Here is an 11,900-nt window from a genome sequence, read left to right as displayed (position 1 = left end):
CGCGTGGGGCTGCAACAAGCTTGAACACCTAGACGTTTATGGTGCTCATCCAGGGGTCCTAGGAGGGGATCTGGTCTGCCGGCTGAGGTTCTCGGGTGCAGAGCCTACCTGAACCGGCTAGCCGCGCAGGAGCCCATACTGGTCGCGGATTGCAGTGTGACCGGCAGAATAGACTCCCGAGACGAGGCCCGTGCTGCGCTAGAGGGTCTCCTCCGCCTCCTAGGTGAGGGCCTCGGCCTCGAGGACGGGCTCGAAGCTGCGGATTACAGCGTGGAGCTGCTTGCGCGCAGGAGGTTCACGGTACATAGCACCCCGCTGCGGAGCGGAGGCGAGGCCCGGGTCGTAGAGGCCCGGGGCGTCGTGCTAGCGGCTGCGGCCGTGCTCCCCGCAAGCGTCATGGCCCGTATAGACGCCAGTACCAGGGAGCGTCTGGAGAAAGGCACTGTACTGAGAGTAGGTGACGCCGTGGAGCCGCCCGTCTACCTTCCCCGGCCGGTACTCGAGCCCGGCGACGGCGAGCCCGCTGGCCAGAAGGCTATACCGCGTTTCGTCACCTACGCCGCCGAGGGGCTCCCCAAGACAGTGCCCAGCGGCGCCGCGATAAGGGTCTACACGCCCCAGGGCACCACGATGATAGACCAGAGGATCCTCGAAGAGACCGCTGAATGGCTTGTACTCGACATGCACTGCGTCACAGGCTGGAGCGTCGAGGGAAAGCTCTGGCTCGCCGCCCCGCTACGCGAGGCTCTCCGCCTGGCCGGGGTCTCTGTGCCCTGGGAGGGCTGGCTACTAGCCCGCAGCGCCGGGGGTTATGCCTCCGTCGTCCCGCTTGAGGAGGCCCTTGAGCACGGCTACATAGCTGTAGGCCTAGAGGGGAAGCCGCTCGGCCGGGATCGCGGCGCACCAGCAAGGCTAGTACTCCCCAGGCTATACGGCTGGAAGCACACCAAGTGGCTCACCGAGATACACCTACTCGAAGCCTACACCGACGGCTACTGGGAGGCCAGGGGCTACCACGAGCGCGGCCTTGTAGCGCTAGAGGAGCGGTTCAAGATCCGAAACCCAGAGCTCATAGAAGCAGCTGAGCACTAGAACGACGGAAGCCAATAGGAGCTTACCTGTTCACCCCCATAGTCTCACGAAACACAAGGTCTTCATTGACGAAGGGGACACTACGAGCCTTGCTAAACTCTATGACTACGGAAAACCACGAAACAGTACTAATCAGTGTCTACAGCTAATATGGAATAACATGTCTGCAATCACCTCAATTATATCCTCTTCCTCCCCGTATGCCACGCATAACCTTTACCTTCCTAGCATTGTAGTACCCCAGCGAGCAAGTCTGCAAGAGCTCGTGCCGCTCTTACGACTTCTTTCGAGGCTTTGTCGCCCAAGCCTAGGTTACGAGGATTAACATTAACCCCTACTATAAGCAGTCTAGGACCAAGATACCTGGCAAGTCTGCTTACCGGAAGAAGGTGAGTTGATGGCAACAGATTCTCATCCTCACTTAGCTCCTCAGTTGTAGCAATAATAATATCTCCTATTCCACCCTTTCTGCGAATGACTGCGTCAACAACTAGGACCTTGTACCCCTCTAACGCTAGCCCTATGATGCTGGCAGCATCCGGCCCTGCATAAACTATGTATATTTTCCCGTCACATGACTCGGATAGACGCTCACAGACAATTTTCCCGACGATATCGTCTCCTCTAAGCTCATTACCCAGGCAAACTACAGCGAGCCGCCTGCTAGAATCTACGAAATCTTTTACGATGTTGAGCATATGCGCCGGTATATCGAGTACCGTGTTCAATATCTGTCACAGCCCGTGTTCCTAGTAGTGCTTGGAAAGGATTAGAGGGTGTTTACGCCGGGGCGACTAAAACCGAGTACTATGAGATGCTTTAACCGCTTACAGCTTCTATCGGAAATATCTATATGGAGGCTTCTAACACTAGCTTACAAGCCTCCGCTCGACGCTGCAGAATATCGTCGAGGACTAGGGAGTACATATCTTGAGCCATAGCCATGTACTGTGACTAGGTTTATACGGATGTTTTGCCCCAGTTTTATGCTGTGTTCGTCTTGATTATGTCTCCCGGAGGGTAGATAGGAGGGTTCGCGAAGCATACCCTATGAACGGAGCAGAGTCTATACGAGCTATTGTTGTAGGGGTGCTGCCGAGCTTGACGCGTGTACGTGTAGAGGCTGAAGCACGGCCCACAGAAGACGTAGAGAGAGTTAAGCGTGCCATACTCAACGTATTCGCGCCGGAGAGGATATGGGTGGAAGACCTGGGACGGGGCTACCGGCTAGTAGTGGCTGAGTCGTATAGCCTCCGAGGACTCCTCCGACTGCATGAGAGGCTGCGCCGCGAGCGGATACTAGACGCTGCGCGGGGCTACATGCTCCGCGGCATAGACCAGGGGGTGCTAGTGTTCCGGCTGAACAAACAAGCTGCCTACGTGGGCCGCGTAAGCCTTGTAGACATGGATGCCGAGGCCGCCTTGGGCCCGATAACGTTCATCGTCGAGCACAGAGACCCTAGAGCGGTGGTGGACTGGCTTGCGCCTCCAACCCGTATGGGCCGGCCGCTCTACGAAAACCCGATGCCCGAGGACTAGGGTTCGGAAAGGAGCCTGCTAGAGCCCTAGCTCCTCTAGGAGCTTCTTGGCGATCTGCTCCACGTCCTTGGCCATGTCCGTGTCTAATAGCTTCTCGGGGCTCCCTAGGGCCTCCTCGACGCCGGGGTCGTAACGGATCCTGCCAAGGTAGCGAGCGTGGTACTTCTCCGCGAGCTCCTCAAGGCCTACTGCGCCTATAGCCATGTTTTCTACGATGTAGCGCTCTAGGCCCTGCTCCTCGAGGATCGCTAGTAGTCTCTCGACGCCTGCCCGGGCTAGCCGAGACGGAGTCGCAACAGCCAAGACGCGGGGCCTGGGAAGGTACTCGAGCACGTCAAGGGCCTCGTCGCGGAGCCCCGGCGGGGTGTCCACGACGAGGAGGTCCAGCTCACCCCAATTGGTGACAGCCAGCACCTCCCTGATAGCATCGTCGACTGCCGGGCCGCGGAGCGGGGTCGGCTTGTCCCAAGTATAGAACGCTACCGTCATGAACTTGACGCCCGCCACATCTGGGGGTACTACTCCGTCCCGCTCCTCTGGCTGGAGCTTCTGGGGGTCAACACCGAGCGCTATGTGGGCGGATGGACTGGTCACGTCTAGGTCTAGAAGTCCTACCCGGCGGCCCATCCGGGCAGCGTGCAGCGCTGTGAGCACTGCTACCAGTGTCTTACCGACGCCACCCTTAGCGCTCATAACCGGGACTACTGCCTTCACTTTGGAGAGCATTAGCCGGGCTCCAGTTAGCCGGGGGTCGATTGAGCCAAACTGCTCCATACAAGTTCACCTCGTCTCTCCGGTCTCCTCCTGCCGGCGGCTGGTTACGAGGGCTAGGCGTACCCCGCGGCCCTGAGTTATCTCGTAGTCGCGGCTCCCGCAGAACGGGCAGCGGACGAAGCTGTAGACGGCCTCCGGGACGAAGTGTATGGCCTCTCGAGTGGCTTCATCAAGCTCCACGGCGTCTAGGCCCCATTCGCGGCCACAGACGCGGCAGCGGAACCGGGCAGGCTCAGTCTCGTAGCGCACTTGGGCTCCGGGCGCGATCTGGGGGATAGCTTCATTTAAGTATGCCTCCATTACGCTCTTGTCCACGTTTTGCAGCTCGCCAAGATATACTGTTACCTCGTCTACCTTGTAACCCTTCTTAACGACTTCCTCTACTTCTGCTATGATTGCCCGTATGAGCGCCCATTCATGCAAGGGATTAGCACACCCAAGCAGTAGGAGAGGTGCACCCCTGGGGTTGAAGAGTACTCCCCTAGCCGTTACATTTTCCAGCCACGCGTAGAATGCGGAGAGCTAGCAGCGCCGCGTTCTCTGCAGCCCCTATGCCGACGCCTGCTACCGGGACGCCGCGGGGCATCTGGACTATCGAGAGCAGTGCGTCGACGCCCTTCAGGGGGCCCGCAGGTATGGGGACACCAATGACCGGCTTGTCCGTACGGGAGGCTATGTAGCCGGGGAGTGCTGCTGAGAGCCCCGCCATGGCTATGTAGACGTCTATCTCTCCATCGTTCTCCTTTATGTACTGGTCGAGCGCCTCGGGGTCGCGGTGCGCGCTTAGAACTCGTACCTCGGTCTCGACTCCGGCCTCACGGAGGACCTTCTCGGCGCGCTCTGCATACTCGAGGTCGCTCTTGCTCCCAATCACTATAGCTACCCGGCCCTTACACTTCACCTCGACACACCCCGCGTATGCAGAACCATCTGGAGGAGTGGATACTGCTACGAGGCCAAGTACATGGGGCCGTGTCGGGCAGCAAGTCGCGCCACGATAATAAGTGTTGTGGACAGGGCTAGCCTCTCCTCAGCCACCGGTCTAGCGCGCCATGCTTCTCTCTCACTTTCTTCAATACCTTCTCGACGAAGTGATCGCGTACAGGCTCGTAGACCTCCTTGTAGAAGCGCTGAGGATCACGCAGCACGCTCCTAGGGAATCGCTGGAGGTACTCCAGCGCTGCCCGCCAAGCCTCCTCAAAGCTTATTCCCGCCTCCTCGAACTTGCGAGCCACGTTGCGGTCGAAGTCCTCGGGGCGCTGCTCGACACCACCTATCACGTACCAGCCCCGCGGAGAGACCTGGGCCCGTTCGCCACCCACCTCCTCCCAGCGGAGCTCGTCCTCGTCCACTGTTGACCCTCTCGTGGAGTAACGGTGGGCACGGGCTGCTAGCTGGGGGCGGCGGGCTGGCCCGTAGTACTTGGCCCATGCATAGAATATGGCGCGGTTGAGGCCCCAGCTCTTCGCCCTCTCCAGGTTCCCGGTGAGGAGGTAGTAGCGGGCAGCCTGCAGCAGCGCCATGACGGGGAACCTTCCGGGCTCCCTGGGGGAGCCGGGAGCACTCGCTACTGCGGCCGGTAGAGAGAGGCCTCCCGGCGGCTCGGGAACGGGGAGCGATAATTTGGCGGCGCGTGCCTCCATCAATGTCCTATGTCGGACCTTGCCTATACGCTCGAGTGCCCGGCGTGCATACTCGTCGGCTTCTCCCCTCTCGTAGCGGCGCCAGGCCTGAGGGTTATGGTGCGGGTTCTCGGGCCTGCTCCAGTCGGGGCTGAAGTCTCCTAGCTCCTCAGGCGCCAGAGCTACTGCTACACGGTCTAGGCGGCGATGTAGGCTGAGCGGCGCCGTGAATACCCTCTTCGGTGCTACGAGGTTCTCGATCTTTATCATGCCCTTACACCTCCTTATCAAGTCTAGGAGCTGCGGCTCGAGCTGCTCTAGCACATACTCCGCGGCCGCGAAGGCGACGTCGAGGGGATGGTGCTGCTCTAGCAGCTTGCTGCTGAAGGCGTTCTCGTTCACCCTGACGTGTATCCCAGCACCACTCCAGACCATGTAGATGCTCCGGCATAGATTGTAGCTGCTACAGAGGTGATTGTAGATAGTCTCCGCCGCCTCGACTACACAGCGCCATGCATCGTCCACTCGGTCCTCGTCCACTATGTCTACGTCTATGAATGGTGTTGCACGGAGAACGTTAGCCTCGTAGTCCTCCTCGACGTCCCGGCTCTCCTCCAGCCTCTTGAACACCTCTATAGTGCCATAGAAGCTACGAACCCCTATGCCCCGGAGCCTCTCGACAAGAGCCGGGACATCGCTGGGCCGGTCTACGCGGAGGGGCCGGCCGCTAAGCCACCGGACCCACCGTTTACCAGTGCCCTCTACCGCTGCCCAGCGGCCTCGTAGGAACTCGGCTATCTCCTCGGTCACTCGGGGCCGACGATAGTACTCAACCGGGTTAATGCCGCGGCCAGCAGGGTTCAGGGCCAATAGTGGCTGCCCCCGGGTAGAGTCCTTCTACTACCAGGCAGGATGCCTCTTCATAACCCTCAAGCCTACTGCCCAGAAGCCGGGGGCGTTGAGAGTGGCTGTTCTACGCATACACGTGGCAGGGCTAGAGCTAGAGCACCCGGTAATGAATGCTAGCGGCATCCTCGGCTCAAGCCCAGAGGCCCTAGGGAGGCTTGCGCGAGCCGGCGCCTCAGCCCTAGTCACGAAGTCATTCACAAAGGAGCCGCGGGAGGGCTACCCTACGCCGATAGCCGTGCCGCTGCCCTATGGCCTGCTAAACGCTGTAGGGCTCAGCAACCCCGGCCTAGAGGGCCTACCAAGCCTCGTCAAGGCCGCCAGGAGGCTCGGACGGCCAGTCATAGTCAGCATAGCGGGCTCCGAGCCAGGCGAGTTCGCCGAGCTAGCCGCGGCCGCCGAGGAAGCCGGTGCAGCAGCCGTGGAGCTGAACCTTAGCTGTCCGCATGCCCGGGGCCGGGGCCTCGAGCTAGGCATGGACCCCCAAACCGTCGGGGAGATAGTCGCCGCAGTAGCCTCTACCGTGAAGATACCTGTGTTGGCTAAGCTGGGTCTCGTAGACAGGCTCGTAGAGGCCGCCGGCAAGGCTCTTGAAGCCGGCGCCCGGGGCCTGGTGCTCATCAACACGCTCCGGGCAATGGCGATAGACGTGTATGCTATGAGGCCGGTGCTCGGCAACCGTGTCGGCGGGCTCTCGGGCCCCGCGATACACCCGGTAGCTGTACGTGCCGTCTATGAGGTCTACCGAGAGCACAACTGCGACATAATAGGTGTCGGCGGCGTCGAGGACTGGCGCTCAGCCGCCGAGTTAATCCTAGCAGGAGCACGGGCAATACAGGTTGGCACAGCTATAGTGACCAGAGGCGAGCAAGTAATAGACGAGATCGTCAAAGGCCTTGAGAACTACCTCAATGAAGTCGGTGTAAAGAGCCTGGAAGAACTTGTAGGTGCAGCACATAAACAATAGAATTATTCCAGCCCATCTATCAACCACTATGAAACCGGCATGCAACACAGTCACTCTCATCATTATCATTACACCTAACCATTATCTACATTAGCAATTCGAGAAACCAGGTATAGAGGGGTTGCTAGGTTGTCATGCGTAGAATGTATAGACTCCTACGTGGCAGGCGACATTATGACTTCAAGCCTCGTGACCGTAAAGCCTAGCGACAGTATACGAGTCGCCGCAAAACGCATGAGCGAGAAGAACGTTGGCAGTGTACTAGTGGTGGACAATCATGGGAACCTCGTAGGCATCCTCACTGAACGCGACCTGGTACGGATAGTAGCGGAGGGTGTGGACCCGGATACACCGGTGGAAAAGGTCATGACGCGAAAGCTAGTCACCGCAGAGCCGGGCGAATCTCTTGTCGGCATTCTCTGCAAGATGCTGCGCCATAACATACGTCATGTACCGGTGGTTATGGATAGAAAACCCGTCGGAATTATCAGTATGAGGGACCTTGTAAGGATCGAGGCAGCAGAGCAACAACTATGTGTTCCCGGCTAGACGCTATGCGAGCACCCCCGCTCCCCGCTGCTCAGCTAGCAGCTAAACGGCCTTCAACAGCACCTAGCCCTCTCCCGCCAAGCACTACGGACGTCCTCCCCACCCATGCTTCATTGGTTGTCTGAGTCTGCGTCAGCCATGTGAGCACCCTACCAGCCTAGCAGTAGCAGTATACCTGCTATCCACTAACTTGCTATTTCCTCTAGCCTTCTGGATCCACCGGCGAAGCGCCTCAGATGCCACCCAGCCTCTAAGTATGAGCTAGCCCGCTCTGATAAACACAAAGTCGACTCGCTTCCCACATCCTCTGCCAGAAAACACATCCTTCTCGAGATGTTCTCGTGCCTCCTCGCGGTACTCCTCTATGCTGTGGAGGCCGCTACCCCTGCCTCTCCCGTAGCTCCGGGGAGAAGCTGTAGTATAGCTGTAGGTAGCCGTCAAGATCCTCTAGGCCGGCCCGGCACCCAGTCACCGTCAGTAAGCAGCCCCGGAAACACAATATCCACATCTATTACGGGACGCTGTTGTTATATAGTTTATGGCTCTGCTCCCTGTGCCTTCATCTTCTCTAGTAGGAGCTCGAGGTAGGACTTGTAGATGCGCTTCCTAGTGGCTATGCCGAGCTTTTCGAGAACCTCCTCGATGAACTGCGAGGCCTGCTCGGCGCTTCCCTGGCCTTTGTATTCTGCTTCTAGGAAGCAGCCGAGGCCCTCAACCCTGTCAAGGGAGACAGACACATCGCCGAGCCGGTAGTAGCTGCGAGTCTTCCGAACCACCACTACTGGACGGAACCCTAGGCTCTCTAGGATGCGGGTCGCCGCTGCCGGGTCTCCGACGCTGGTTGTGTACTCGGCGCGTGCCTTAGATCCCCCGACTATCCTCTTTGGCCCCTTGTATGTTAGCTCGGCCTTACCGCCAACGATGCGGAGCCGTAGGGCCTCGTCGGTCTCGGCGAAGTCGCGGCACGGGTGCTGGAAGTAGGTATCCTCCTCGACCACTTCTTCCTCGTGAACAGCACCCAGCTCCTCGAGCCTAGAGCGGACCTCCTCTAATTCCTTGCAGCTGGCTAGCTGGAGCTTAGCTTCTACCTCGACACTAGCCGCCATGCGCACCCCCGGGGCTAGCTCCAGCAATTTAGCCATAGAAGTGTAACGTCTACTCAGCAGCCGCCGGGATTGAGTAGGTTCTGTGCACATACGGTATAGCTTATGCTGTTACAATACACAACATAATACATAACAATGCAGTACAATTACTCAATCTATGCAGCTGCACGACACATACGCATAATAGCAGAGCAATAGAGTCAACACATTTTCACATCATAAACAAGGTTTAACTATTATAGTTGCTCTAGCCTACTCCTTCGTGGAGCTGTCTCAGAAGCTGGCCAGCTCTACTCCTTACGGTGTATACGTTTGAGGCTATTCGAATACGAGTCGAAGAAAATACTCTCGGAACTCGGTGTTCCAATACCCCGTGGCGTCATCGTTAGGCGTGGCGAAAATATTGCAGAGAGGATTCGAGAAGCTGGACTACAACCACCGCTTGTCGTAAAGAGCCAAGTACTGGTGGGAGGCCGAGGCCGGGCAGGCGGCATACTGTTCGCCTCAAGCATCGACGGAGCCGTAGATGCCGCTAAGAAGCTCTTCGAGACACCTATTCACGGGTTATCGCCGCATCATATCCTAGTCGAGGAGGCCTTAGAGCATAAGCTGGAACTCTACCTGGCCATAGCACTGGACCGTGCTGCTAGGAGACCAGTACTACTGGCTTCACGAGAGGGCGGTGTCGAGGTAGAAGAAGTCGCCAAGAGAAGACCTGAGGCAATAATTCGGGCTGTTATTGACCCGTGGTTGGGGCTACGAGGCTACGTGGCACGGCGAGTTGGACTCTCGCTAGGGCTACGAGGCCGCCTACTAAGAGGCTTTGAAGCAATTGCTCTCGCGCTGTACCGAGCATGGAAGATGCTTGATGCTGAACTCGTAGAGATTAACCCGCTCGCTGTTGTAGGAGACCAGCTAGTCGCACTTGACGCAAAGGTAATTGTAGATGATAACGCGCTGAATCGTCATCCAGGGCTAGGAGATCGTGGTCTCAGTGTGACGGGAGAGTATACTGAGTTCGAGACTCGGGCACAGAAGCTTGGCCTACCTCTAGTTGAGCTTGGGCGGGAAGGTGTAGCCGTAGTAGGCAACGGAGCAGGCTTGACAATGGCTACTATGGATCTAGTTTACGAGCGTGGGGGTCAGCCCTCTGTATTCCTTGACATTGGAGGAGGAGCCTCCGCTGATAGAGTAAGAGCGGCGCTCGCCCTCCTAGCCAGCCACACGAAGTCAAGAAGTATACTCATGAACGTATTCGGCGGTATAACTCGGTGTGACGAAGTAGCTCAAGGTATAGTCTTGGCGCTCCACGAGCTAGACCTAGGGAAACCACTTGTAGTACGACTCGCTGGAACCAAGGAAAGCGAAGGACGACGTATTCTAGCCGAAGCCGGGGTTGAGGTCTACAATGACCCAGTTGAGGCTGTGGATCGTGCAATAGAACTTGCAGGAAAGAGGCGGATAAGATGACTGTACTAGTGGATCGCAGAACACGCGTAGTAGTACAGGGGATTACGGGACGTGAAGGCCGGTTTCATACACGACTAATGCTAGAGTATGGCACTAGAGTTGTGGCAGGAGTCACACCCGGCAAAGGCGGCGAGACTGTACACGGGGTGCCTGTCTACGATACTGTTGAGGAAGCAGTGAAGATGCATGATGCCGAGGCTAGTATAGTCTTCGTCCCCGCTCCTGCAGCTGCTGACGCCGTCTACGAGGCCATAGACGCCGGCCTAAGACTGATAGTAGTTATCACAGAGCATATACCGGTACAAGAAACAATGCTCTTTATAGACTACGCCCGTAGGAAGGGCACAGTAATCATTGGCCCAAATACACCCGGCATAATAGCCCCAGGGAAAACCAAGATAGGGATAATGCCTGGAGATGTATTCGCTCCTGGTCATGTAGCAGTACTTAGCCGTAGCGGAACCCTAACATATGAGGTCGCAGCGGCAATGACCAGGGAAGGAATAGGCCAGTCAATCGTCATTGGTGTGGGCGGTGACCCCGTGGTTGGTCTAACCCTAGCCGAGGCCATGGAGATGCTCGAGAAGGATTCTGAAACACAAGCATTGGTATTGATAGGCGAAATAGGTGGCGACATGGAAGAGCGGGCTGCTAGGATGATTAGAGAAGGATTATTCACTAAACCGGTAGTAGCATACATTGCCGGGAAGACAGCACCCCCAGGCAAGAGGATGGGCCATGCAGGCGCAATAATATCCATGGGCTCCGGGAGTTACGGGGAGAAAGTAGAGGCTCTGCGGGCTGCAGGTGTCCAATTGGCGCAGACACCATATGACATACCAAAGCTTCTCGCCAAAACCCTATAGGAGGCCATGTCTTTCATTCCGCCCCGCATAGTTGTTCGCGACATTTCGTTCTAACTACTATATCCAACCATTAGTAGTTATAGCCGCTAAGACAATGCACATAACCCTGCTTCTGTGGAGAGTACCATCGAATGCTTAGAGACAGCCCAATATTGATCCCGTAATCCACGTGGAAAACTACACCATGCCCTCTACCGCTCCTTAGGTATTAAGGTTACGCATCTAGCAGAATATACTACCAATACACTAGAGTTATAATAGGCTTCTATTGACCAGTAATACCCGGTTTAGGACAAAACCCCTTGATCTTTCCAACTGCCGTGATTCGCGGCAGTAGTCTGCGAAGTGCGTCTGCGTGGAGCCGCGAGCGGCTCCACGGACAGCACGCACCCCGTAGAATGGGGGTGGACTAATTGGTTCACAGGTCAGAGGCTCTAGTATCTCCTTGGCGTAAGATAGAGTTGGATATAGAACAGCCCGTCATACTAAGTGACGGGCTCTATAACGTTTGTCTGCTCGTCTCCTCCAATGGTAGCGGGGAGCAAAATCTCCAGCTTGCCTACCTGGCTGTTGAACCTATTCCGGGTAAGAGGCTTGTCGATGAGCCGCGGCATTATGTGAGAGCGCTGCTTCTAGCCCATGACGAGGAACTTGATAATCTTCGGCAGATATTAGAGAAGCTTCCCTATAGATTCCGAGATCTTATCGAGAAGCTTAGGCGCTCCGACTTAGCTCTCCTTGATACTACCAATAGGCTACTGGTACGTTATGGTTTTCTCTCCTCGCCGCCGGGGCCTAAGATAGTATATGTACCAGAGCCTCATCGCGTGTTAGTCTTCATGAGGGATTTAGAGCCTTTTCTTGAACGTATTGCAGCATTGCCCAACAATGACTGGGCCAACATTATTGCAAGGGCTTTAGCTAGATGTCGTGAGCTGCACCCCACTGGTATAACCTACGTTTTTGACGAAGGAGATGGTATAAAGTTTAGGTGTTGACTTTGGTGTAC

At 56.8% G+C, this 11,900-nt stretch carries 14 protein-coding genes; 7 read left to right on the top strand and 7 right to left on the bottom strand.

Annotated features, from left to right (window positions below; translation table 11 throughout):
* Nucleotides 1-156: 156 nt before the first annotated feature.
* Nucleotides 157-1,092 (top strand): molybdopterin-dependent oxidoreductase, encoded by a 936-nt coding sequence (locus Pyrde_RS04120; protein WP_055408453.1) that lies wholly within the window; start codon nucleotides 157-159, stop codon nucleotides 1,090-1,092.
* Nucleotides 1,093-1,316: 224 nt separating this feature from the next.
* On the opposite strand, the gene Pyrde_RS04115 is transcribed toward Pyrde_RS04120, so the two are convergent.
* Nucleotides 1,317-1,820, bottom strand: coding sequence for a hydrogenase maturation protease (locus Pyrde_RS04115; RefSeq protein WP_055408451.1), 504 nt, complete (start codon nucleotides 1,818-1,820; stop codon nucleotides 1,317-1,319).
* A gap of 373 nt (nucleotides 1,821-2,193) precedes the next feature.
* Between Pyrde_RS04115 and Pyrde_RS04110 the strand changes: the two genes are divergently transcribed.
* The gene (locus Pyrde_RS04110; RefSeq protein WP_055410713.1) at nucleotides 2,194-2,631 is read left to right on the top strand and encodes an RNA-binding domain-containing protein; all 438 of its coding nucleotides are present in this window, start codon (nucleotides 2,194-2,196) and stop codon (nucleotides 2,629-2,631) included.
* Between the two features lie 18 nt (nucleotides 2,632-2,649).
* Here the strand turns inward: Pyrde_RS04110 and Pyrde_RS04105 are convergent, their stop codons facing one another.
* The 4 genes from Pyrde_RS04105 to Pyrde_RS04090 all read right to left on the bottom strand — a co-directional run bounded on the left by Pyrde_RS04105 (nucleotide 2,650) and on the right by Pyrde_RS04090 (nucleotide 5,897).
* Nucleotides 2,650-3,405 carry a P-loop NTPase gene (locus Pyrde_RS04105; protein ID WP_055408449.1) on the bottom strand — a complete coding sequence of 252 codons (756 nt, stop codon included), beginning with the start codon at nucleotides 3,403-3,405 and terminating at the stop codon, nucleotides 2,650-2,652.
* 6 nt (nucleotides 3,406-3,411) lie between these two features.
* Nucleotides 3,412-3,828: a hydrogenase nickel incorporation protein HypA gene (gene hypA, locus Pyrde_RS04100; RefSeq protein WP_055408448.1), complete on the bottom strand. Its 417-nt coding sequence runs from the start codon at nucleotides 3,826-3,828 to the stop codon at nucleotides 3,412-3,414.
* A 58-nt stretch (nucleotides 3,829-3,886) separates the two neighbouring features.
* Complete coding sequence (purE, locus tag Pyrde_RS04095) at nucleotides 3,887-4,306, bottom strand: 5-(carboxyamino)imidazole ribonucleotide mutase (RefSeq protein ID WP_055408446.1); 420 nt, start codon at nucleotides 4,304-4,306, stop codon at nucleotides 3,887-3,889.
* 118 nt (nucleotides 4,307-4,424) lie between these two features.
* A complete protein-coding gene (locus Pyrde_RS04090; RefSeq protein WP_231656793.1) occupies nucleotides 4,425-5,897 on the bottom strand; it encodes a hypothetical protein in 1,473 nt (490 codons plus the stop codon).
* On the opposite strand from Pyrde_RS04090, the gene pyrD reads away from it, so the two are divergent.
* Nucleotides 5,869-6,900 carry a dihydroorotate dehydrogenase PyrD gene (pyrD, locus tag Pyrde_RS04085; RefSeq protein ID WP_082419462.1) on the top strand — a complete coding sequence of 344 codons (1,032 nt, stop codon included), beginning with the start codon at nucleotides 5,869-5,871 and terminating at the stop codon, nucleotides 6,898-6,900. The two genes, Pyrde_RS04090 and pyrD, sit on opposite strands and share 29 nt — an antisense overlap.
* A gap of 129 nt (nucleotides 6,901-7,029) precedes the next feature.
* Complete coding sequence (locus Pyrde_RS04080) at nucleotides 7,030-7,449, top strand: CBS domain-containing protein (protein ID WP_197272741.1); 420 nt, start codon at nucleotides 7,030-7,032, stop codon at nucleotides 7,447-7,449.
* Between the two features lie 261 nt (nucleotides 7,450-7,710).
* Here the strand turns inward: Pyrde_RS04080 and Pyrde_RS04075 are convergent, their stop codons facing one another.
* Nucleotides 7,711-7,890 carry a hypothetical protein gene (locus Pyrde_RS04075; protein WP_055408442.1) on the bottom strand — a complete coding sequence of 60 codons (180 nt, stop codon included), beginning with the start codon at nucleotides 7,888-7,890 and terminating at the stop codon, nucleotides 7,711-7,713.
* A gap of 95 nt (nucleotides 7,891-7,985) precedes the next feature.
* The gene (cyaB, locus tag Pyrde_RS04070; RefSeq protein WP_055410707.1) at nucleotides 7,986-8,555 is read right to left on the bottom strand and encodes a class IV adenylate cyclase; all 570 of its coding nucleotides are present in this window, start codon (nucleotides 8,553-8,555) and stop codon (nucleotides 7,986-7,988) included.
* 312 nt (nucleotides 8,556-8,867) lie between these two features.
* Between cyaB and sucC the strand changes: the two genes are divergently transcribed.
* The 3 genes from sucC to Pyrde_RS04055 all read left to right on the top strand — a co-directional run bounded on the left by sucC (nucleotide 8,868) and on the right by Pyrde_RS04055 (nucleotide 11,889).
* Entirely contained in the window at nucleotides 8,868-10,025 is a 1,158-nt protein-coding gene (sucC, locus tag Pyrde_RS04065; protein ID WP_055408440.1) for an ADP-forming succinate--CoA ligase subunit beta, read from the top strand.
* Nucleotides 10,022-10,891 carry a succinate--CoA ligase subunit alpha gene (sucD, locus tag Pyrde_RS04060; protein WP_055408438.1) on the top strand — a complete coding sequence of 290 codons (870 nt, stop codon included), beginning with the start codon at nucleotides 10,022-10,024 and terminating at the stop codon, nucleotides 10,889-10,891. The genes sucC and sucD overlap by 4 nt, the downstream gene beginning before the upstream one ends.
* A 413-nt stretch (nucleotides 10,892-11,304) precedes the next feature.
* Nucleotides 11,305-11,889: a hypothetical protein gene (locus tag Pyrde_RS04055; protein ID WP_055408436.1), complete on the top strand. Its 585-nt coding sequence runs from the start codon at nucleotides 11,305-11,307 to the stop codon at nucleotides 11,887-11,889.
* Nucleotides 11,890-11,900: the final 11 nt, after the last annotated feature.

This window comes from Pyrodictium delaneyi (genome assembly GCF_001412615.1).
GTDB classification, from domain to species: Archaea; Thermoproteota; Thermoprotei_A; order Sulfolobales; family Pyrodictiaceae; genus Pyrodictium; species Pyrodictium delaneyi.
The sequence above is the reverse complement of the archived record's forward strand: the minus strand, read 5'-3'. Positions and strand labels throughout refer to the sequence as shown.

Bases quoted from the DNA above. Each gene is read 5' to 3' on its own strand.
- pyrD (WP_082419462.1), top strand. From the start codon at position 5,869: ATGCCGCGGCCAGCAGGGTTCAGGGCCAATAGTGGCTGCCCCCGGGTA.
- cyaB (WP_055410707.1), bottom strand. From the start codon at position 8,555: ATGGCGGCTAGTGTCGAGGTAGAAGCTAAGCTCCAGCTAGCCAGCTGC.
- Pyrde_RS04105 (WP_055408449.1), bottom strand. From the start codon at position 3,405: ATGGAGCAGTTTGGCTCAATCGACCCCCGGCTAACTGGAGCCCGGCTA.
- sucD (WP_055408438.1), top strand. From the start codon at position 10,022: ATGACTGTACTAGTGGATCGCAGAACACGCGTAGTAGTACAGGGGATT.